This is a genomic window from Exiguobacterium sp. MMG028 (assembly GCF_027947425.1).
In the GTDB taxonomy this organism is placed as follows: Bacteria; Bacillota; Bacilli; order Exiguobacteriales; family Exiguobacteriaceae; genus Exiguobacterium; species Exiguobacterium aestuarii_A.
In genome coordinates, this window is the sequence record NZ_JAQJIN010000002.1 from 562,664 (window position 1) to 584,473 (window position 21,810).

Sequence of the window (21,810 nt, forward strand, 5' to 3'; positions counted from 1 at the left end):
CCTTTCACTTATTTTGAAACGGGAGGGGAAGTCCCCCTCCCCCGTCAACGTTCAAGCCATTCGCGTGTCTCTGTGAGCGTTGCCGCCATTACCGCCTTGATCGTATGCATCCGGTTTTCCGCTTCATCAAATACGAACGAGTGACGACTGCGGAACACCTCATCAGTCACTTCCATTTCCGTCAATCCGTACTGTTCATGAATCGCCCGACCGACCTCTGTCTCTAAGTCGTGGAAGGCAGGGAGGCAGTGTAAAAACATGATGTCCGGGTTGCGGCTCTTTTGAAGCATATCCATGTTCACTTGATATGGTCGCAACAGTTCGATCCGTTCTGCGAAAGCCGCCTCTTCGCCCATCGACACCCATACATCCGTGTAGACGACGTCTGCCTGGTCCATCGCTTCTTCAATACTCTCCGTCAACGTGATAAAGGCGCCTGTTTCAGCAGCAACCGATTTCGCATAATTGACGATTTCATCAGATGGCCAAAGTGATTTCGGTGCGCAAATCCGCATATCCATTCCTACTTTTGCGCCACCGATCAACAAGGTGTTCCCCATGTTGTTCCGGCCGTCGCCGACGTACACGAATTTGATTCCGGCCAATTCTCCTTTTTGTTCTTTCACCGTCAAGAAGTCGGCCAAGATTTGTGTCGGATGATAGAGGTCGGTCAATCCGTTCCAAACCGGTACCCCTGCATCTTTTGCCAGACCTTCTACCGTCTCATGGGCGAACCCTCGGAATTGAATACCGTCAAACATGCGCCCGAGGACGATGGCCGTATCGCGTACCGACTCTTTCTTCCCGAACTGGATGTCGTTCTTACCTAAATATTCAGGGTGCATCCCTAAGTCGATTGCGGCGACCGTGAACGCACAACGCGTCCGTGTCGACGGTTTTTCAAAAAGAAGAGCGATATTTTTGCCTTCGCAAATCCGATGTGGGATGCCTTGTTTCTTTTGACGTTTGAATGCAGCAGACAAATCGATCAAATAATTGATTTCTTCACCAGAAAACTCGTTTAACGATAAAAAGTGACGACCTTTCAAATCAAAATTGAACGTTGTAGACATACTGCTTCCTCCTTATCACATTTAGATGTCTTGGCGGATAATCGGACAACTCATGCAACGTGGACCTCCACGTCCGCGCGATAGTTCACTCGACATGATTTCAATCACTTCGACGCCTTCTTTACGGAGCAGTTCATTTGAGACGTAGTTCCGGTCATACGTGACCACGACACCTGGTGCGATGGCAAGCGTATTCGATCCATCGTTCCACTGTTCGCGCGCCGCTGCGATTGGGTCGCCGCCTCCACAAGGAATTAACGTCGCTTCCTGTAAACCGAGGACGTCTTTTAACACTTTCAACAAATCGGTATGCTGTGTGATCTGCAATTCACCTTCTGTATTCAATGAAAGTTCGAAAATATTCATCTTTCCTTCCGGTCCTTGAATGAACGGATGGATGGTGAATTTATCATGGTCGACCATCGTAAAGACGGTATCAAGATGCATGAAGGCGCGTGATTTTGGAATTTCGATGGCGATTACTTTTTTGAAGCTGTCTCCATGTTTGAGCAAATTGAGGGCGACGCGTTCGATTCCTTGCGCAGTCGTTCGTTCAGAGATACCGATGGCGACGACTTCTTTCGATAAGACGAGCTCATCCCCGCCCTCCATCGCAAATCGATAGTCGCGGTCTGACCAAATCGGAACATCATGTTTCGCAAAGCGTGGGTGATAGCGCATAATATATTGCGTGAAGAGTGATTCACGGCGACGTGCCGGTTCTTTCATTCGGTTGATGGAGAGACCATGACCGATTGCGGCGGCCGGATCTCGTGTGAAATAGAGGTTTGGCATAGGATCTAAAAAGAAGGGGTACGTATCTTCAATCATTTCGTGTAAATGTCGGCGCTTCTCCGGCTTGATCTCCGATTTTCGGATACCGGCCATTACCGTTTCAATCAACATCTCATTATCAAAATCCAGTAAATACTCTTTTAATGTTTCGTAAGAGCCGTTGATATTTGATTTAGACTCCGATAAGATATCCGCGACAAACTTTTCGCGCACACCAGGGAGCGACAATGTCTCAGCCATTAATTTTTCGAGATAAAGGACTTCCACACCGCGATTTTGGAGCGCACTCGCAAAATAGTCGTGCTCTTTTTGAATGACCGGCAAATGGGGAATATCATCGAACAAGAGGCGTTCTAAATATTCCGGGGTGAGGTTTTCTAATTCCCTTCCCGGTCGTTTCAGTAATACCGTTTTTAATTCTCCAATTTCTGAATACACATGAATCGGATGTTTCAGCGTCGTATCTTGTGAAATCGGTTGATTCGTCATTGAGATCATCTCGCTTCCTCCTTGTGATTCGGGTGTGTGACTACCCTTACCTTATCACTTTACCAAATTTGCGAATGTCTAATCCGGCAGTTCACCTGTTAGGGATTCCACATAGCTATGTATAAACCTTCACCTTTGTGAATGAACAAACAATGCATGAAAAATCGGCGTCCTGACAAGGGGAAATGAGATGTATGGATGATGAATACAATCCTCCTAAAAAAGACGAAAAACTTTTTTTAAAACCTGTAGAGTAAGCTGAAAAATGCGAAAGATCAGGATGTGAACATATGAAAATAGAAGAAATGGAATACAACGAACATGAAGCGGCACTTCGCACATTGATTCAAAAGGGAGACCCGGTCGATTTTCAAGACCTCTTCCTCTCCCTCCACCCCGGTGAGCAGGCCGATCATTTTATCGAACTCGATCAGCATGAGCGTGCGTTCGTGTATCGAACGATCTCACCTGAAATATTTACTGACCTTTTTGAAAAGCTGACGTTAGATGAACAGTGTTCATTCATTCAAGAAACACCTCAGCCGTATGCTGTCCGAATTTTAAATGAGATGTATTCAGATAACGCTGCCGATTTGATGCGGGAGCTACCCGATGCGTTCATGGACACACTATTCGAGCAGATGGACGATATCGAGGAGCAAGAAGTCAAAGACTTGATGCAATATCCGGAAGAGACGGCCGGGGCGCTCATGACGACCGAGTTCGTCGTCCTTCAAGCAAACAAGACGGTCGGACTGACTTTAGAAGAGTTACGTGAACTCGGACCAGACGCTGAGACGATTTATTACTTATATGTGGTCGACCAAGCGCACCAACTCGTTGGTGTCGTCTCCTTACGTGATTTGATTGTCGCGCCACTCGATGCAAAAATCGAGGACATCATGGGGTTCCGCGTCATCTCGGCAAACGTCATGACCGACCAGGAAGACTTGGCCCGGATTGTCCAAAAGTATGACTTGTTGGCCCTTCCTGTCATCGACGATAAGCAAAAGCTACTCGGCATCATCACGGTAGATGATGTGTTAGACGTCATCGAGCGCGAAACGACAGAAGACTTTGAAGAACTTTCCGCAACGAAGGGGTCGTCCGATATCAACATGAGTCCGTTCGAGGCGGCAAAAAAACGTGCTCCATGGATTGTCAGCCTCATGTTTCTCGGAATGATCACAGCCTCGACAATCGGTGGCTTCGAAGACACGCTTGAGACGATTGTACTCCTCGCCGTCTTCATGCCACTTGTCATGGGGTCTGCCGGGAACGCGGCCACCCAGTCACTCGTCGTTGCTGTTCGTTCGATTGCGCTTGGCACAATTAATCGTAAGAACGTCATGAAGATGATTCGACGCGAGCTCGGGACGGGCATCATCTTAGGGATTGCTTGTATGATTGTCATTTTCGGGGTCATCACGATTCTTTATGACAACATGTTGATCGGCTTCATTGTCGGGGTCTCCATCTTTGCAGCACTCAGTGTCGCCACGATGATTGGCACGATTGTCCCACTTCTCATCAATCGCCTGAAGTTAGACCCCGCTGTCGCCTCTGGACCGTTTATCACGACACTGATGGACAACCTCGGTCTCATCATCTACTTCACGGTCGCGACGTCCATGCTCCAATTTCTATGACATTTATAAAAGTTCACACGAAAAAGCGGTGCTGATTTCGTCAGCGCCGCTTTCACTCGTTATATCATTGAGATTCCTCTAACAGACGTTCTTGGGTCTCGTTGAAAGCTTCAATGTCTTCATCCGTCATCACGTCGTTATATTCTGCCATATAAGGATTGTCGTTCAATAATGTCTCTAGTTTACTCAAGTCAGCACTTCGCCCGCTTTCTTGATAAAGATTGGATTCTCCTACCGAAGTCAGTGTCCCTGTCCGATTCACTTTGAAATGTCCTTGTTGTAGACCGACAATTCGATACGCGTTCTCAATCACGGGTCCCTCGTATTTTTGTAAATACAAGAGGACGTTCTCTCCTACTTTGACGAGCGAATCTTCTTCCATATCATTTTGTAAGAGGGTGATTGTATCGGTTTGCTTCAGTTCCTGACTCACGTCTCGATAGATGCTCTGCACGTGAATATCTGATTCAAAAAAAGCTACCGAATGATATTCAAAAGATCTCGGGTGACTGCTCACTTTGCCGACGATGACGACCGGCGAGCGTGTAGCTAAATCGTTTATGTGTCGGAAGCTTTCGGTCACAGCCAAATCACTCGTGTTTTCTTCTCTCAGCATTTCGCTAAACATGACATAACCTGCTACCGCTGCAACAGATAATATTCCAATCATCCACTTTTTCAAAAAGATTCCTCCTACCGATTCATCTATTTAACTCTTTTGATTTTCTAATCACAACGGTAGCTCAATTCATTTATGCCCCAGTCCATGACTTTTTATTATTCCATCAAGATAAAAGGACTACCTTCTTACACTTTAGGGTATTTCCTAAAAATACATATAAAACATAAGTTAAGAAGTGAGGGGATTCTATGACGATTCAGCAAGTACTCTACATACTCGTGACTGGTGCTTTGTTCATGGCACTCGTCGCCTACGTCTCATATCGCATGACGCGAGGAAAAGTCGAAAGTGCCGATGATTATTTCTTGGCTGGTCGCGGATTGACGGGCCTCTTCATCGCAGGTTCGCTCCTCTTGACCAACTTGTCTGCTGAACAATTGATTGGTTTGAACGGTCAATCGTTCGCCGGCAATATGTCGGCAATGGCTTGGGAAGTCACGGCCGGGATTGCAGCCATCATCATGGCGCTTTTTTTACTACCGCGTTTTCTTGGCATCGGGATCTCGACCATCCCTGAATTTCTAAGTCAACGCTATGATGAGGACGTTCGTCGATTGACCGTCCTGCTGTTTTTACTCGGCTATATGTGCGTGACGATTCCGTCTATGCTGTACTCAGGAGGATTAGCCGTCCTCCAACTATTCGACGTACCTACCCTTCTCGGCATCAGTTTTGAACAGTCTCTTTGGATTGTCGTCTGGTTCATCGGAATCATCGGGGCGATTTACGCCATCTTCGGCGGGCTTCGCGCGGTCGCCGTTTCCGACACGCTAAACGGGATTGGTCTCATCATCATCGGCTTCCTCGTTCCAACGCTTGGCTTCCTCGCACTAGGTGACGGGAATCTTTTGGACGGGATGAAGACGATTGCGACGACGAATCCCGAAAAATTGAACGCCATTGGCTCGGCCAATGACTCGGTCCCGTTCCTCTCCATTTTTACGGGGATGATTTTTGCGAACTTGTTCTACTGGGCACTCAATCAATACGTGATTCAACGCGCTCTCGGCGCAAAAAACTTGGCAGAGGGACAAAAAGGAGTACTTTTTACGGGTTATTTAAAACTACTTGTTCCCATTTTTATGCTCTTACCTGGCGTCATCGCCTTCCATTTGTATGGATCGAACGTCGAGAAAGCCGATTTAGCGTATCCGAGCTTGATTGCCGAACTACTTCCAATGTGGCTCATGGGCTTTTTCCTTGCCGTCTTACTCGGTGCTGTGTTCAGCTCATTTAACTCACTGTTAAATAGTATCGCGACGCTATTCGTCCTCGATATTTATAAACCAAAGTTCAAGCCGAATGCTTCTGACCAAGATTTAATTCGCGTCAGCAAATGGTTTGGCACGTTCGTGGCGCTCGTCTCTTTCTTTGTCGCCCCGAATCTCATGTATGCACCAGATGGATTATGGGATTTGATTCGTCGTTTTACAGGCTTCTTCAACATCCCGATTCTTGTCATCGTCTTGATCGGTATGCTCGTCAAACGAGTTCCCCCGATTGCCGCGAAGACCGTCGTTTTCTTCCACGTCATCGCTTACTATTTCCTCGTGTGGGGGACAGAACAATGGTTCGGTGTGGAAATCGGGATTAACTTTATTCACATTTACGGTATCCTCTTCGTCGTTGAGACAGCCATCATGCTCATCTTCGCTCGCGTACGACCGATGCTCCAAGCGAATCCGATTCGAATCGAGCTCGGACGAGTCAAACCATGGCGTCACGCGTTATCGACTTCAATCTTGCTTGTCGCTTCGATGATTTTCGTCTATCTCGTCTTTTCACCAATTGGACTTGCCTACGCGGATGGGATTGTTTCCGGATGGTTCGCTCCATTGACGGTTGGACTCATTGCCGTGACGACCCTTCTGATTTGGGCATCTTATCGCTATGGACTCGCACGATATGAACGTTATCTCAATAACTTAGGTGAAGAACCACCTGAAGTAGAGGAAGCGAGTAGTTAACGAAAAAGAGATTTTCTTGAACTAAACGTCAAGAAGATCTCTTTTTTGTTGCTGCTTTTGTTCATACATCGCATCATCTGCTTCTTGCCAGAGTACTTCGATTGATTCTGGATGAGATGCCCAAGCCAACCCGATGGCCACTGAAATTTCCTCTTCTCGGCATGTCGTTTCGATCTCATGAACCATCTTCTCGCATGCTTCTTCTGACATCATCTGAAGAAACAAGACGAACTCGTCTCCTCCAATCCGATAGACAGAGGACTCGATGGTTTGAAGGAGGTTACCGACACGCTTCAATAAACCATCACCGGCAGAGTGTCCTTTTTGATCGTTCACGACTTTCAAGTCATTCACATCGATGACGATGATTCCGACGCTATTCAGCCCTTCCGCTTGACCGATTGTCTCTTCAAACGCCCGACGATTGAAGACACCCGTCAAACTGTCATGACGACTTTCATACAGAAGACGCTCACGCTCGGTCATGGCCGCCTCGATGTTCCGAATCACACCTTGCACCGCCACAATCTCACCGTTCTCATAGATCGGGGTCGTATACTCTTCAAACCATACATAGGTGCCTTCATTCGTCCGCCACCGCTGAAGAATTGCTTCTTCATAGTCGACGCGCCCCAACACTTTGTCCAGCAACAATCGTCGATCGTCCGGATGGATTCTGCGGAAACATTCCTGCGCATTCGAATAACTACGCATGACGGTCCCTTCCCCTAGATATAAATCTAAAGAAGGACTAATATACCGAAAACGCCACGTTGGTTTCGTTTCAAAAATATAGATGACATCTTTCGTTTGGTTCCCGAAATGCATGAACGAAAGCGTCTGTGGATGTGGCCGTTGACGTTTATGTAGCCACAAAGCAATCAAACATCCAACGAGTATCCCTAAAAAGAATAGCGTCATTGAATACACTTCCTCTCTGTTCGCCCATATCGTACCACGTTCGAGGTCAGACACCTGTCTCAATTCCTGTTATTTGGTAAATGTTTTTTTGAATATTGAGTAAATTTATGGATGGACCATTTAGACGTGATATAGTCGAAGTACTTGATGACTCAACAATTGGAGGTTCTTTTGCAAAACATCACGCATCTGACGGTGGACGAAACATTCTCTGGTGTCTATTCCGTCACCAACGCGGATACGTCTATTCATCAATCCTTTGGCTATGCTAATCGCTCAGAACAGATTCAAAATGAAGTCGCGACGAGGTTCGGAATCGCTTCCGGTTGCAAACTGTTCACAGCAATCGCTATTTGTCAGTTAGTCGAACGAGGTCGACTCTCTTTTTCGACTTCCCTTGATTCGTTTCAGACATTCGACCTGCCCTATATATCCTCAGAAGTTACAATCCATCAGCTATTGACCCATACGTCAGGCATCCCGGACTATTTTGATGAGTCCGTCTCTGACGACTTCGAAGCGTTGTGGCGTGATGTTCCGATGTATCGACTTCAACAAGTCCATGATTTTTTACCGCTATTTCAACAAAAAACGATGAAGGATGAACCAGGTTCTCGATTCTCCTACAATAATGCCGGGTATATTCTGTTAGGGTTGATTGTCGAGGAAGTGACCGGGCAATCTTTCACCGATTACGTCGAACAGTCGATTTTTCAACCTGCCAACATGAGCGATTCCGGATATTTCTCGCTCGATGCCTTACCCGCCAAAACGGCGCTCGGCTATATCGATCATTCGGACGGCTCATGGCGTACGAATCAATATGCGATTCCGATTAAAGGCGGGGCAGATGGCGGCGCATATGTGACCGTTCAAGATATGACTCGTTTTTGGGAGGCGTTGTTTTCACATCAGCTTCTTGATGCCTCCTCCACGTCCCTTCTTCTCACACCGCATGTGACGGTCAATGACCGAGGTCGCAGTTATGGATACGGGATTTGGATTCAACATCATGCATCGGGGGACGTCTATAAATATCACGTGATGGGCTATGACCCTGGTGTCAGTTTCCATTCTGGTTACTATCCAGAAATCGATACCATCTCGGTCATTTGTTCAAATCAATCAGATGGGGCGTTTGACGTCATGAAACAAATTGAAACACAGATTGGAGAACCACTTGTATGAATATTCGTGCCTATAAAGAATCAGACTTTGACTCGATTCAACAACTCAATCACGATGAAGGTTGGAGCCAATTGGTGGAACGTGATGCGTTGACCCGTGAGGCATGGCGTCAATCCAACGTCACTTATGTCATGGAGTCTGAAGATGGGGAGATTGTCGCTTATTTGCGTGGATTGACCGATACGACAGTAACCTTGTTCGTCTGCGAATTATTGGTCGCTCCCGCATATCGAAAACGTGGGCTCGGTGGACAGCTGCTCCAACATATCCACGCACGATACCCAACAACGCGCATCGAACTGTTGGCGAGTCAAACCTCGCACACATATTACGAAAAACTACGATTCCGTCCGTTCTACGGATTTCGAAAAACCATTCACGAATAGGAGGAATATATATGAAACTCGCTCTCGTCACAGGCGCATCGCGTGGTCTCGGTCGCGCGATCGCCCAAGAACTCCAATCTCGAGGTTATGAAGTGGTCGGACTCTCACGCTCACAGGCAGAAGACGTTACGTATCAACAGCTGTCAGTCGACCTTTCGAACGTCTCTGGAATCGGAACAACCATCGAAGAAATCACTCCGCTATTAGAGAGTGCAGATTCAATCCTTCTCGTTCAAAATGCAGCATGGATCGAACCGATTCATCGTGTCGGACAGTTGGATGGGGAGAAAGTGACCGCTCATGTTCACGCCAACCTGCTCGCACCAATGCTGTTAGCGAATGCGGTTCTCTCTTTTAACAAACCGTCCGAGTTGATTCACGTGACGTCTGGTGCGGCCAAACGTCCGATTTCAGGCTGGAGCGCCTATTGCGGCACGAAAGCTGGACTCGATCATTTCACAGAGACGCTAGCGCTAGAACTGGAAGGAACACCACACCGCGCGGCGCTCTTTAATCCTGGTGTGATGGATACGTCGATGCAGGCGGAAATTCGTTCTGCTTCGGAAGAGGCGTTCGCCGACCTTGAACAGTTCCGTGCGTACGAGACGGAAGGACGACTGCGTTCTCCCGAGACGGTCGCGCGTGTATTCGCTGAACAATTGGTTGACCTTCCCCTTGAAAATGGCAAGACGTATTCAATCTATGACTTGATCAAATAATTTACCAGGTTAAAAATAGAACCACCCTTTTCTCGTTAAACCGTCTACACTACATGCATAGACACGTGAAAGGGTGGATGATATGAAAACAATCGCCGGAGGATTATTATTATTTGGACTGTTCAGTCTCACTATGTCGTTTACGATGATTGGAGATACTGCCGTCGTCGGGGCCATGGTGAGTGGGGTTTCCATTTTGTGCAGCGTCGGATTGTTATTCGGATCGACCGAATTAAGTCGCGTTCGTCATGACTTGCTTCACGACAAAAAAACGTCTTTCCCATCTGAATGAGGGAAAGACGTTTTTGATTCAATCTTCTTCGTATTCATCTAATAAATCATCGACATCGTATTCTTCGAAGTCGTCTTCGTCGATAAAGATATCGCGATCGTTTACGACGTGAATCGGACCATTGGCCACATCAATCCGAATCGTCCACGCCCAAGGAATGCGTAACCGGTTATAAACCCCTGTCCAAAACTCCATTGACTCTTGCTCAAACCGTTCAAATTCTGTCAGAAGTTCTTTAAACGACACACCTGTTAGCTGGAAGTTTGAGTCCTGAAGTCGTTGAAGCGCATGATGCTTCGCTTCTAACTCGGCCGCCCGAACCATTTCTTCAGCGGTCGCCATCTCGAGGATTGTTCCGTCTGGCGGGAGAATATCGTATACGTTGAACAATTCGCCTTCTTCTACTTCTACATCGTCAAACTCATAGTCATCGTGCCGCATACTACATTCCTCCTTACGCAATTTGAATCCCCTTTATTGTACCACTCTCTACCCGATTCTCCCTAAAGATTCGTGCATATATTTTATTTCTCACGGGAAAGACTGATAGAGTGAAGACACACAAAGGAAAAGGGGTTACGCATATGAATGAATCATTCCAAGCACTCGTGCTCGACCAGCACGATGAACACCTTCATGCCGAAGTAAAAGAAGTACAAGCCGACGTCCTTCCGAAAGAAGAGGATGGGAACGTCTTGGTGGAAGTCCACTACTCCGCATTGAATTATAAAGATGCGCTCGGATTAACCACATCGGGCAAAATCGTGAGCCATTATCCATTCATTCCAGGATGTGAATTCGTTGGAATTGTTATCGAATCGGATCATCTGGATATCAAAGTTGGGGACGAAGTCATCGCCACTGGTTTCGGGATCGGGGAACGTCATTTCGGTGGCTTCAGTCAATACGCCCAAGTGCCCGGTAACTGGCTCGTCAAATTACCGAAAGGGATGAACATGCGGGATGCCATCGCAATCGGGACTCCTGGACTCACAGCCATGCTTTCCATTGACGCTCTTGAACATGCTGGCGTTCGCCCTGGGGAAGAAGTACTTGTCACAGGCGCGACAGGTGGTGTCGGAAGCTTCGCGATTACGTTGCTTCGTCGTCTCGGCTATCATGTCGTCGCCTCGACTGGTAAAACGGATTCACCATACTTACGCTCACTCGGTGTCGAGACCATCATCGATCGGAGCGAATTAGAAGGACCTGCTCGTCCGTTGGCTAAACAACGCTTTGATGCCGCCATCGATTCGGTTGGTGGGAATACCCTCGCCAACATCTTGAGTCAAACCCGATATGAAGGTGCTGTCGCCGCGTGCGGGCTCGTCGGTGGCGCCGAATTGCCTACGAGTGTCTATCCGTTCATCCTTCGTGGGGTGAAACTGATTGGAATCGACTCGGTCATGCAGCCGATGGCACGCCGTACGAACGCATGGGAACGCCTTGAGGAACTCATTGATCCGAAAGTGTTGAATGACATGATTCATGAGATTCCACTACACGACGTTCCACGTCATGCCGAAGCGATGATGCGCGGCGAGTTGAGCGGTCGCACCGTCGTCCGTCTGCGCTAAGCACATCAAAAGAGGCTGAATCGCTCGCGATTCAGCCTCTTTTCTCTCTATTCTCCATGGCGTGGAATTAGATGGTAAAGCCAGCCGGTGCGTCTTTCACAACGACGAGCACTTTTCCTTTGTCTAGTTTTTCTTCTAAACGTTCCGACTCTTCTTTCGTGAAGCCGAGTTCCTGGAACTCAGCACGAAGTTCGTCCCCTTTTTTGCGGAACATGTTTTTAGCGGCTGTCCCCAAGCCGACGTCACTTGCAGAAACGGTGTTCGCATCCGCGTTGTCCGCAACACGTTTACTTCTGTCATCGTCATGTGTGATGACGTAGATGTTGGATTCATCTATCCCATTTGATTTCATCGATTGAACGGCGGTTACGACTTCTTCATCATTTGTAAATTCTTTGTACAAAACTGACATGTCTATTCTCCTCCTTCAATTCTACTACACTATTATGTATTACCTTCCTCGTCATTTTTCACACATTAAAAAACGATGACAAACGTCATCGTTTTGTTAAACGGCAGGTTCCTGCCCTTTTTGTTTTTTCAATTCTTCCAATAGAATATCTGATTCATTGAACGGAATCGAATGTCGACCAATCCGCTCGATGTGATCGTGTCCTTTGCCGACGACCACGACTCGTTTCCCTTTTAACGCCTGCATCGCCGCATGGCGAAGCGCATCTTCTCTCGCTTCGAATGTCACGTACTTCACGTTCGGCTGGATCCCTTTGACTAAATCGCCAATGATTTGTTTCGGGTCTTCCATACGCACGTCATGTACAGTAACAATCACGTCGTTTGAATATTGACTCGCGATGCGACCCATGTCTTGACGTTTCGTCGGATCGCGGTCTCCCGCCGCACTTAAGACGACGACAAGAGATCGGTCGTCTTGTTGTAACGTGGATAAGCATTTCTCTAGACCGTCCGGAGTGTGTGCGTAATCAATAAAAATTTCAGCATCTTCTGTATCAAGACGTTCGAGACGTCCTTTTGGCAACGTAAGTCCCGGTACGTTCGAGACAATCGTTCGAAGTGCCATGTCAGAAGTGGAGACAAGTCCGATTGCTGCTGCCAAATTCGACGCATTGAATGCGCCCATAAACCGGACGGGAACTTCTAGCTTAAATTCTTTCATATGAACAAGAACCGTATCTTCACGCCAGATGACTTGAATGTCGGCCTCTATTTGCTCTGATGTACTATACATAATGGTTTGGCGTGTCGGTGCAAACTCGGACATGACTCGGCTCGCCTTATCCTCCGCGTTTAACACGATTGCGTCTCCATTCGTCACTTCTACCTGTTCAAACAATCGTGCTTTTGCACGAGCATATTCATCCATCGAACGATGGTAATCTAAATGATCATGCGTCAAATTCGTAAATGCGGCCGCATGAAAGTGAATTCCGGCCACACGTCCCTCCATCAATGCATGAGATGACACTTCAAGTACACAGTCCGTGACACCTGCATCGACCATATCCGCTAAAATACGATGTAAGACGACGGCTTCTGGGGTCGTATTGGCCGTTTCAATCGTTTGATTGTGGAAACGGGCACCAATCGTACTGACGATTCCGGCGCGTTGTCCTGAAAGGCGTAACAAATCATATGTCAATGTCGCTGTTGTTGTTTTTCCATTCGTTCCTGTCACACCATATATGCGCATCCGATGAGACGGATGATCATAGAAAGTACTTGCAACCTCTCCTGCCGTCTGTTTCGTATCGGCAACAACCACATTCGGTACATCGAGATCGAGTGGATATTCTGAGATGACCGCACTCGCACCATTCGCCACGGCGTCTTCCGCAAACTTATGTCCGTCAACTGTGTAGCCGCGAATGCAAATAAAGACATTCCCTGAACTGACCTTTCTGGAGTCCGTTTCGACTCCGGTCACCCATGGATCAAGCTTCATGTCATCCATCTCATTTTGTAAAATGGCGGATAAGCGTTTCGTTCTCATGCTGTGTACGTCCTTTCTCATGGGTGTCGCTAGGTGTATAAACCTTATCGTCATGTTACTAGATTTTAACGGCAATTGAGATGACAAATATATTACTTCCCGTTTTCAATGAAAAGCAATCACTTCATGAAAAAAACCTAGACGTTTCATTCACGTACTAGGTTTCTCTTCCTTAAATGCTAGATGATGTTTAGTTAACTCGTTTTGCAGGACGTGGATGGCATTAGGACCAACGCCATGCCAATTCTCTACTTCACGACGCGTATAAAGAGACAAGTCATCTAAGGAATCGACTCCTTTTGACATCAAAGCTCTTTTGGCTGGTGCAGCTAATTTCGGTAAGGCAATCATCCGATCTCCACCTTCCGCTTTCTAAATCGTTCGTTGATGGGAAGACAGGCAAGAACTTGTTCGATTCGAAATGTTCGTCTGGCCCGTTTATTCAAATCCCACGCCACGACATGTTCTCCCTGCACTTTAATCAATTTGACCCGCCGCTTCGAAAACACTCCATGTCGATCAACATATACCATTTCTGTAACCAGACCCGAACGCATCCATCGTAACAATTCTTCTCTCATCCTGTTTTCCCCTCCTTTTATTTAGTATAAGTATACAGAACATTTGTTCTCATTTCTATTGATAAGCTGTTCGCATATGTAAATTTCGATTATGATGGAAGAAATTCAACAGGAAAGGAAAGAAGACGATGACCTACGTTTTATTACTCGTTTTAGCTGCCTTTTTATTCGGCGCGATGATTTTCGCCGCACTGGCATTACCCAACCTTCGAAACATTTTATTCAACCGTGGCAGTTTGTTCAATGAACAGAGCGAGACCGTCACTTGTCCGAATTGTAAAACATCCTTTAAACGCGCACCGGGAGACGCACAAACTTGTCCGAATTGTTATCACACGTTCTAGATGGAAGAAGTAGATTGCATATTTCACCATGTATTTTGACATTCTTTTTGTTTGAATGACCTCAAATTAGTGAAATAAGAAAAAGGATGCTTTATCTAAGTAAAGTTCCTCGTTTTTCACTGTTGAACCTTCATTTCATACGAAAGGAGTTGCATATGCTTCCTACACTCGACGAGCGCCTAATCGATCAAATTCGTTTAAAAAATCGACAAGCCCTAGAACACTTATATGCCCGTTATGAAAACTTACTCTATCGATACGCGCTTCATTTAAATAACCGCCCTGCAACTGCAGAAGCGGCTTTGACTGATTTATTTTGTCGTGTCTGGCAACAACGTCTCAAATTCGAACCTCATACAGAAACCGTTCGTGTAACCCTGATTCGTTCTTTAGAACACATCATTTATCAGATGAACGAAGAAACATCCGCCTCGAGCACTTCTAAAATACCTTCCGCATAAGGTTTTTTTGTCACCTTTGAATGTAACCGCTTCGCCTGTTCGGTCGCGTTGTTCACTAAATATCCGTTACCGACATATGCTAGCATGCCAATGTCGTTCCCGCTGTCTCCAAAAGCATATGTATCTTCTCGTACAAAAGAAGAAGTGGCACATACATATTCAATACTTGAGACTTTCCCGGCATGGATCGGGTAAAAATCGATATCAAATGCATCAGCCGGATCACCTGCGTTCGGATTACATTGACTGATATTGACTGCGATGCCAGCTGAATCTGTCAGCATCCGAATCGTTTCTCTCCATGACCCGACTTGGTCGCGGGCGTAGTAACTTCGAATCCAAGAACTCATCCCGTTCCCCGGCTGTTCATCTAATTGAATACGCATCTGTCCTGTCTGTGACACGATGCGTTCCACACGTGATACAAAATCGCTCGGAAATAGTTCTTGATAGACCTCGTCCTCAATGAATGTTCCGTCCGTCTCGATTCGATATAATTCTGTGCCGAGACTCGAGGCAATTCGATGAGGCCAAAAGCGAAAATTCGCCCGTTTTACTTTTTTGTGTAACGACGCCAGCGAGCTACCCGTCACCCACATCGTCGACACGTTTGACGAATGTCGTTCCAAAAAATCTTCGAGCCGACGGACGGATTCCAATTGAGTCGGTAAACAAGCATGGGGAAAATACGTTTCATCAAAATCAAAGCAAATGAGTGTACGCCCTTCGTATGTAAATCGTCTCATTCTATCGTCTCCTTATCGTTTTCTCTTTCTCCTATAGTACAATGAAACAAAGGAGGCATCTTATGATTCAACGTATCGCTCAAACCTATTGCCAAATGAGTAGCCTGATTACAGGATTTTTCATTGTATTTGCTTTTCTTTTTGGCATCCGCTCGTATTTCTTTTGGGCGACGGTAAGCTCTTCCTTAATCGCGATCGGATTGATGCTCGTGACGGCGGTCGGGTTAAGTGTGATCACCTATACGCTTTCAGAGAAATTACGATTGTTCATTTATACGAAACTTCCAATCCCATCATCTACGTGTTCAATAAATAGTCACACAAAATAGTCATCCATTTTTCTGTTTTGTACGTTAGATCAATACAAGGGACATCCCTTCTGCGCAAAGGAGTATGTTATGACTGACTTAGAATTATACGAGCGTGTCCGGCAAAAAGACAAAGAAGCGCTCGAAATATTGTATGATCGGTATGAACGAATTTTATATGCTTTTGTTTTACAGCTGACAAAAGATCGCGACTTAGCCGAAGAAGCCATGCAAGAAGTATTTATCAAGTTGTGGCGCGGCGGTGGCGTCTATGATGATTCGAAAGGCAAGTTCAGGTCTTGGCTCTTTACGATGAGCCGTCACGTGGCCATCGACTTGATTCGAAAGCGGAAACCTGATTTACAACTAGACGAATCTTATGCTGAAGCCATTCCTTCTGAGTCACCATCTGTTGAAAAAGAAGTGGAGTGGCAAGAAGAACGCGCTCAAATCGAGACGGCCATGGCGACACTGCCGGCCGAACAACAGCAAGTCGTCCGACTCATGTACTTCCAAGGGTTAAGTCAGCAAAAGATTGCTGATGCATGTGGTATCCCGCTTGGTACAGTGAAAGGAAGGATTCGACTAGCGCTGAAGCAACTGAGGAAACAGTTATCCCATGAATTCATCGGAAAGGAGGTAGAACAATGAACGCATGCGACCAATTGATTGACTATTTCAACCAACATCTACCGGAAGATGAACGAGAGAAATTCGAACAACACTTAGCATCGTGTAAAGATTGTCAAGAAGAGCTCGAGCAACTCGAAGCACTTGTCGGTGGCGTCGCGTTCTTGTCTACTCCGATTGAACCACCCCGAGGCATGAAAGCACGTGTCCTCGATCGTGTATTCGAAGAAGAAGACAATGAACCTGTCCCATCGCCCGTGACATCTGAATCTATTCCACCTGTCACACCCTTCAAACAGAAACGAGAACGGAAAGTACCTGTCTGGGGAGTGGTTACGCTCGCAGCGGCACTCCTGCTCTCTTTGATTGGAAATGGGTATCTGCTTACCAATCAACCCGATTCACCTGGCATCGCACTGACCGAATCGATTCCACTTGAAGGTGAGTCTGAAGGAACCGCTTATCTTGCAGAACAGGATGGTACAACACAATTGATTGTTCAAACGAACGGCTTAAGCTCACTCGACGACAATGAAGTGTACCAAGTGTGGCTGTTAAAAGATGGTTCCCCAATTCCTACCGGTGCCTTCGTCACAGACGATAAGGGTAACGGGACGGTCATCTATACGCTCGACTCGGATGAAGTCGATGTCGACTGGGATACAGTCGCCGTCACAAAAGAACCGAATCGTGGCAACGAGACACCAGAAGGCGAAATCGTGTTAAGTGCTAGCCTTTAATCCTTCAACCGGACACATATGCTGTCCGGTTTTTTTGTTATGATGGACCAAAGGAGTGAATGGGATGCAAAAACCTAAAATCGGGATTGTCGGACTCGGAAACATCGCCCAAAAAGCGTATTTACCAATCCTTGCGAACCACCCCCTCATTGATGTAATCGGTGCATTTTCTCCGAACACATCGAAGCGGGAAAAGATTTGCCGAACGTATCGGATGACCTCGTTCGACACGTTGGAGGAACTCGCCTCATCGGTCGATGCGGCATTCGTACATAGTTCAACTGAAACCCATTATGATGTTGTCTCGTATTTACTAGAACGTGGGGTCGATGTTTACGTGGATAAGCCTCTCGCCGCAACATTGGATGAGGCGGAACAACTCGTCGAACTAGCCGAACGACTCGGCCGCAAATTGATGGTCGGGTTCAATCGACGCTTTGCCCCGATGTATAGACGTCTCCAACAAGAATCACCTTCACATATGATCGATGTGGTGAAACATCGGGAGAACGATGTTGGTCCACAGGATGCGATGTTCACCCTACTCGACGATTATTTGCATGTCGTTGATACGTTACGCTTCCTCGCCGGAAACGAGCTTCGACTCATCTCTGGTCAACTCGAGGTCAATGACAAGCAAGAACTTCGCTTCGCCCGTCATGTGTGGCAAGACGAGCATGGGATGCATACGACATCGATGCATCGCTCGGCCGGAGCGAACCATGAGCATGTCACCATCGTCCGTGACGGAGAGCGACTATCCGTTGACGAGATGGTCACGCTACATCGCTTCAAAGATGGACGACATGAAGTGGAGACGTTCGGATCGTGGGACCCGACACTTACCCAACGTGGATTCCAAGGGGCAATCGACCACTTCATTTCAGCGCTCATCGAGGATACACCCATTCAAACAGACGGTCGTGCTGCGCTAGAAACGCAGCGGCTTGTTTCGAAGTTATTCGCATAAAGGAGGAATATGTGTGGTTTATATCATGGTCATGGTCATTGTTGTCGCCGCAATCGGTTCAGATACAATCATCAAGATGAAGAAATCAAGTGTCGAAGAGCGTCGCCTAAAAATTGAAGAAGAGAAGCTCGCCATCCAACGTCTTCAACTCGAAATGAAACGCGAACAAGAGAAGCTCGAGCATCATGGATTTTAATAAAAACGGTCGCCCTCTAAACATGAGGGCGACCGTTTTGTCGTCAAAGATTTCGTTCTGAAATGGGCAGTTGTTGTCGCCGTTCCGCGAGCGTCGACCACGTCACGGCCGTCATGATACAACCGGCACCGATAAAGAAATTCAGATGAAGCGTCTCATTCAAGATGAGCCATCCGAGCGTCCCTCCAACCAAAGGCTGGAAGAAGAAAAAGAGTGACCCGACACTCGCATCCATCAACTCAAGCCCTTTGTTCCAAAAGAAGAACGCCCCTGCCGTCGACACGACACCGATATATAGGACACTGAGCCAAAGAACACCATTCAATTCCGGAAAGCCGTTTTGCATGACCTCCATACTCATCAAAGGGGTCATCAACACCCAAGCGACTCCAATTGCAAACGTCGTCAGTGTCAACGTCGATAAGGTCTGTGTCCCGATTTTCACGTAAATCGACATGAGCGCCCACGTCACGGCGGCCAATACGAGTATAAAACTACCTACGCGATACGTCCCTTCCCCTTCCCAACCGACCACAATAAGAACACCAACCGTCGCCAGTCCGAGCGCCCCGATTTTGACTGGAGTCAATCGCTCCTTTAATAGGATTCGAGCGAATAAGACCATGAACGCTGGCGTCGCTGCGGTCACGAGAGATCCGGTATGCGCATCCGATAGCTTCGTTCCGATAAATTGAAACGAAATCGAAGCGACGTACCCGATGACACCGACGAGTCCAATCCATTTCCAATCTGTCCGTCGAATCCGCTCCCGTCCAAACCGAAGCCAGACAACAAATAGGACCATAAATGCAACGGCATATCGTAACCATACAAACGTGAACGGTTCAATATAAGCGAGCGCATACTTACTGACCACATACATCCCGCCCCATATACTCGCCGCAAGTGTCAAACTGAGTGCTCCTAGCCATTCTTTCCTCATGCTTTCGCCTCCTCAATGGCGACTATATACGACGTCCTTGCGTCCATTTCCTTTATTTTCATTGTCAGTCGTAAGAAAAACGCTTACAATCAAGACATAGATGAATGAAAGGAGGGAGAAAGGTGAAATTTGTCGACCGTACGCATTGGACAACTGAACATTTGTACATTTTGCGTGCGATTTTTCACGATGTCGCTTAATCAAGGGACCCGTCTGTCCTTTTTTAGACATTGCTGAATATACGACAAAGCGCCTCTCTCTCTAAACCGAGCGCTTCTTTGCGCTCGGTTTTTTTGATAGGCCCTGATCTCAGGAGGAACCTATTATGTTAATCGATTTACAACACATTCAAAAACAATACGGTGGTCACGCCGTTCTCACAGATGCGAATTTAATGATCAATGAACGCGAACGAGTTGGGCTCGTCGGTCGGAACGGCAGCGGTAAAACAACACTGTTACGCATGATCGTCGGCTCTGAAGAGCATGACGCCGGAACGATTTACCGTCGGCAACGACTCTCCATCGGCTATTTGGTCCAGCTTCCCGACTATCCCGGAAACAGTGGACGCGATGTCCTTCAGACCGCCTTCGAGGAAGTCCTTCGCCTTCGCGAGAAGATGTCTCGCCTCGAGGAAGAGATGGCGACGACTGAACAGCTCGAACGTCTTCTCGAAACATACGGGACGGTCCAAGCGCAATTCGAACATGCGGGCGGCTACGTCTACGAGTCAAAAATCAGTGCGATGATTGACGGGTTGAAGCTGACCTCATTCGTGGACCAACCGTTCGATACGTTGAGCGGCGGGGAACTTACAAAAATCGGTCTCGCCTTGGCGCTTCTTCAAGAGCCAGAGCTACTCATTTTGGATGAACCGACGAACCATTTGGATTTAGAAGCGATGACGTGGCTCGAATCCTATTTACAGGATTACGATTCAGCGCTCCTGATTGTGTCCCACGACCGGGTTTTCTTGGATGCGGTCGCCACGCGAATCGTCGAGTGTGAAGACGGTGAATTGACGAGTTATCCCGGAAACTATACCGATTTCGTCGCTCAAAAAGAAAAACAATTGCTCGATCAGTTCCATGCCTATACCGAGCAACAAAAGAAGATTAAAAAGATGAAAGAAACGATTCGGCAGTTACGGCAATGGGCCAACGAAGGTCATCCACCGAATGAAAAGTTCTATCGTCGCGCCAAATCGATGGAAAAGGCTCTTGAACGAATCGAGCGGATCAAGAAACCACAACTCGAAGCTGACCAACCGAACATCCACTTCACGACGAACGGACGAACTGGACGTGACGTCTTCGAAGTGAGTGACGTGACACTCGCCTATGATCGTCCTCTATTTGAAGACGTGCATTTTTACACGGGGCATGGAGAACGCGTCGCCATCGTCGGACCGAACGGGAGCGGGAAGTCTTCGCTGTTGAAGATATTGCTCGGTGAAGTCGTGCCGCAAGCCGGAACCGTAAAGCGAGCTGACCAAGCCAAAATCGGTTATCTATCACAACACATCATCTTCGATGAGTCGCATCGGTTGATTGAAGCGTTCCGAGACCGAATCGCGGTCGATGAAGGAAAAGCGAGACATCTCCTTGCTCAGTTTTTGTTCTATGGTCCGAGTGTATTTAAACCTGTCTCAAATTTAAGCGGCGGGGAGAAGATGCGCCTCATGCTTGCGATTCTCGTCCATGAAGAAATCAATGTCCTCGTCTTAGACGAGCCGACGAACCACCTTGATATCGAATCGAGAGAGGCACTTGAAGAAGCGCTCGAACGTTTCCCCGGAACGGTCGTTACCGTCTCCCATGATCGCTACTTCTTAAATAAATTGTTTCCCATCACGTATTGGCTCGACGGGACGATGACGCGGTTTGAAGGTAATGTCGCTTATGCCCTCGACAAACGTGGACAGGAATCGAAAGATGAACCTATTACCGAACACGTTAAACCATCGAAATCGGTGAAGCAGACGAAATCCGCACCATCTACGATTGACGAGGAAGCTCACCTGACCCGATTAGAGGCAGAACATCGGGCACTGCTCCAACGAATGAATGAATTGGATGACCTCGATGAATTGATGGTGCTACAACGACAAGTTGATGCACTGCAAATCGAAATCGATGACGTGATGACACGTTTACTCGAATCCCTATAAAGAGAAGCGGCACC

General features: G+C 47.1%; 26 protein-coding genes. 15 read left to right on the forward strand and 11 right to left on the reverse strand.

Going from position 1 to position 21,810, the window contains the following annotated elements:
* Positions 1–44 precede the first annotated feature (44 nt).
* Together argF and arcA are read right to left on the reverse strand one after the other, a co-directional pair.
* A complete protein-coding gene (gene argF / locus PJK55_RS10040; protein ID WP_271305683.1) occupies positions 45–1,073 on the reverse strand; it encodes an ornithine carbamoyltransferase in 1,029 nt (342 codons plus the stop codon).
* 21 nt (positions 1,074–1,094) lie between these two features.
* Positions 1,095–2,324, reverse strand: a complete 1,230-nt coding sequence (gene arcA, locus PJK55_RS10045) for an arginine deiminase (protein ID WP_271305790.1) — start codon at positions 2,322–2,324, stop codon at positions 1,095–1,097.
* A 323-nt stretch (positions 2,325–2,647) separates the two neighbouring features.
* On the opposite strand from arcA, the gene mgtE reads away from it, so the two are divergent.
* Entirely contained in the window at positions 2,648–4,006 is a 1,359-nt protein-coding gene (gene mgtE, locus PJK55_RS10050; protein WP_271305684.1) for a magnesium transporter, read from the forward strand.
* A gap of 64 nt (positions 4,007–4,070) precedes the next feature.
* Here mgtE and PJK55_RS10055 read toward each other — a convergent pair whose 3' ends face one another.
* Entirely contained in the window at positions 4,071–4,688 is a 618-nt protein-coding gene (locus tag PJK55_RS10055) for a hypothetical protein (protein WP_271305685.1), read from the reverse strand.
* A gap of 188 nt (positions 4,689–4,876) precedes the next feature.
* Between PJK55_RS10055 and PJK55_RS10060 the strand changes: the two genes are divergently transcribed.
* Entirely contained in the window at positions 4,877–6,655 is a 1,779-nt protein-coding gene (locus tag PJK55_RS10060) for a solute:sodium symporter family transporter (RefSeq protein WP_271305686.1), read from the forward strand.
* Positions 6,656–6,676: 21 nt separating this feature from the next.
* On the opposite strand, the gene PJK55_RS10065 is transcribed toward PJK55_RS10060, so the two are convergent.
* Entirely contained in the window at positions 6,677–7,576 is a 900-nt protein-coding gene (locus PJK55_RS10065; RefSeq protein ID WP_271305687.1) for a sensor domain-containing diguanylate cyclase, read from the reverse strand.
* A gap of 147 nt (positions 7,577–7,723) precedes the next feature.
* Here PJK55_RS10065 and PJK55_RS10070 point away from each other — a divergent pair, with 147 nt between their 5' ends.
* The 4 genes from PJK55_RS10070 to PJK55_RS10085 all read left to right on the forward strand — a co-directional run bounded on the left by PJK55_RS10070 (position 7,724) and on the right by PJK55_RS10085 (position 10,161).
* On the forward strand, positions 7,724–8,764 hold the full coding sequence (locus PJK55_RS10070) for a serine hydrolase domain-containing protein (protein ID WP_442899503.1): 1,041 nt from the start codon (positions 7,724–7,726) through the stop codon (positions 8,762–8,764).
* A complete protein-coding gene (locus tag PJK55_RS10075) occupies positions 8,761–9,150 on the forward strand; it encodes a GNAT family N-acetyltransferase (RefSeq protein ID WP_271305689.1) in 390 nt (129 codons plus the stop codon). The genes PJK55_RS10070 and PJK55_RS10075 overlap by 4 nt, the downstream gene beginning before the upstream one ends.
* Positions 9,151–9,161: 11 nt before the next feature.
* Complete coding sequence (locus PJK55_RS10080; protein WP_271305690.1) at positions 9,162–9,869, forward strand: SDR family NAD(P)-dependent oxidoreductase; 708 nt, start codon at positions 9,162–9,164, stop codon at positions 9,867–9,869.
* 82 nt (positions 9,870–9,951) lie between these two features.
* Complete coding sequence (locus tag PJK55_RS10085) at positions 9,952–10,161, forward strand: hypothetical protein (RefSeq protein WP_271305691.1); 210 nt, start codon at positions 9,952–9,954, stop codon at positions 10,159–10,161.
* Positions 10,162–10,179: 18 nt separating this feature from the next.
* Here the strand turns inward: PJK55_RS10085 and PJK55_RS10090 are convergent, their stop codons facing one another.
* Positions 10,180–10,602 carry a hypothetical protein gene (locus PJK55_RS10090; RefSeq protein WP_271305692.1) on the reverse strand — a complete coding sequence of 141 codons (423 nt, stop codon included), beginning with the start codon at positions 10,600–10,602 and terminating at the stop codon, positions 10,180–10,182.
* A gap of 143 nt (positions 10,603–10,745) precedes the next feature.
* Here PJK55_RS10090 and PJK55_RS10095 point away from each other — a divergent pair, with 143 nt between their 5' ends.
* Positions 10,746–11,738: an MDR family oxidoreductase gene (locus tag PJK55_RS10095; protein WP_271305693.1), complete on the forward strand. Its 993-nt coding sequence runs from the start codon at positions 10,746–10,748 to the stop codon at positions 11,736–11,738.
* 67 nt (positions 11,739–11,805) lie between these two features.
* On the opposite strand, the gene PJK55_RS10100 is transcribed toward PJK55_RS10095, so the two are convergent.
* From PJK55_RS10100 to PJK55_RS10115, 4 genes are all read right to left on the reverse strand, one after another.
* On the reverse strand, positions 11,806–12,150 hold the full coding sequence (locus PJK55_RS10100) for a general stress protein (RefSeq protein ID WP_074035567.1): 345 nt from the start codon (positions 12,148–12,150) through the stop codon (positions 11,806–11,808).
* Between the two features lie 96 nt (positions 12,151–12,246).
* Complete coding sequence (locus tag PJK55_RS10105) at positions 12,247–13,707, reverse strand: UDP-N-acetylmuramoyl-L-alanyl-D-glutamate--2,6-diaminopimelate ligase (protein ID WP_271305694.1); 1,461 nt, start codon at positions 13,705–13,707, stop codon at positions 12,247–12,249.
* Positions 13,708–13,857: 150 nt separating this feature from the next.
* Entirely contained in the window at positions 13,858–14,058 is a 201-nt protein-coding gene (locus tag PJK55_RS10110; protein ID WP_271305695.1) for a hypothetical protein, read from the reverse strand.
* Complete coding sequence (locus tag PJK55_RS10115; RefSeq protein WP_214744842.1) at positions 14,055–14,288, reverse strand: hypothetical protein; 234 nt, start codon at positions 14,286–14,288, stop codon at positions 14,055–14,057. The genes PJK55_RS10110 and PJK55_RS10115 overlap by 4 nt, the downstream gene beginning before the upstream one ends.
* A 128-nt stretch (positions 14,289–14,416) precedes the next feature.
* On the opposite strand from PJK55_RS10115, the gene PJK55_RS10120 reads away from it, so the two are divergent.
* Together PJK55_RS10120 and PJK55_RS15185 are read left to right on the forward strand one after the other, a co-directional pair.
* The gene (locus PJK55_RS10120) at positions 14,417–14,632 is read left to right on the forward strand and encodes a hypothetical protein (RefSeq protein ID WP_271305696.1); all 216 of its coding nucleotides are present in this window, start codon (positions 14,417–14,419) and stop codon (positions 14,630–14,632) included.
* A 155-nt stretch (positions 14,633–14,787) separates the two neighbouring features.
* Positions 14,788–15,093, forward strand: coding sequence for an RNA polymerase sigma factor (locus PJK55_RS15185; RefSeq protein ID WP_442899504.1), 306 nt, complete (start codon positions 14,788–14,790; stop codon positions 15,091–15,093).
* Here the strand turns inward: PJK55_RS15185 and PJK55_RS10125 are convergent.
* The gene (locus PJK55_RS10125) at positions 15,039–15,839 is read right to left on the reverse strand and encodes an HAD-IIB family hydrolase (RefSeq protein ID WP_271305697.1); all 801 of its coding nucleotides are present in this window, start codon (positions 15,837–15,839) and stop codon (positions 15,039–15,041) included. The two genes, PJK55_RS15185 and PJK55_RS10125, sit on opposite strands and share 55 nt — an antisense overlap.
* A 62-nt stretch (positions 15,840–15,901) precedes the next feature.
* On the opposite strand from PJK55_RS10125, the gene PJK55_RS10130 reads away from it, so the two are divergent.
* From PJK55_RS10130 to PJK55_RS10150, 5 genes are all read left to right on the forward strand, one after another.
* Entirely contained in the window at positions 15,902–16,168 is a 267-nt protein-coding gene (locus PJK55_RS10130) for a hypothetical protein (RefSeq protein WP_271305698.1), read from the forward strand.
* 69 nt (positions 16,169–16,237) lie between these two features.
* Complete coding sequence (locus PJK55_RS10135) at positions 16,238–16,798, forward strand: RNA polymerase sigma factor (protein WP_214744848.1); 561 nt, start codon at positions 16,238–16,240, stop codon at positions 16,796–16,798.
* Complete coding sequence (locus tag PJK55_RS10140; protein ID WP_271305699.1) at positions 16,795–17,517, forward strand: anti-sigma factor; 723 nt, start codon at positions 16,795–16,797, stop codon at positions 17,515–17,517. The genes PJK55_RS10135 and PJK55_RS10140 overlap by 4 nt, the downstream gene beginning before the upstream one ends.
* Before the next feature lie 64 nt (positions 17,518–17,581).
* Positions 17,582–18,487, forward strand: coding sequence for a Gfo/Idh/MocA family protein (locus PJK55_RS10145; RefSeq protein ID WP_271305700.1), 906 nt, complete (start codon positions 17,582–17,584; stop codon positions 18,485–18,487).
* A 13-nt stretch (positions 18,488–18,500) separates the two neighbouring features.
* Positions 18,501–18,683, forward strand: coding sequence for a hypothetical protein (locus PJK55_RS10150; protein WP_271305701.1), 183 nt, complete (start codon positions 18,501–18,503; stop codon positions 18,681–18,683).
* Positions 18,684–18,726: 43 nt separating this feature from the next.
* Here PJK55_RS10150 and PJK55_RS10155 read toward each other — a convergent pair whose 3' ends face one another.
* On the reverse strand, positions 18,727–19,626 hold the full coding sequence (locus tag PJK55_RS10155) for a DMT family transporter (RefSeq protein WP_271305702.1): 900 nt from the start codon (positions 19,624–19,626) through the stop codon (positions 18,727–18,729).
* Positions 19,627–19,951: 325 nt separating this feature from the next.
* On the opposite strand from PJK55_RS10155, the gene abc-f reads away from it, so the two are divergent.
* Complete coding sequence (gene abc-f, locus PJK55_RS10160; protein ID WP_271305703.1) at positions 19,952–21,796, forward strand: ribosomal protection-like ABC-F family protein; 1,845 nt, start codon at positions 19,952–19,954, stop codon at positions 21,794–21,796.
* The last annotated feature ends 14 nt before the right edge of the window (positions 21,797–21,810 follow it).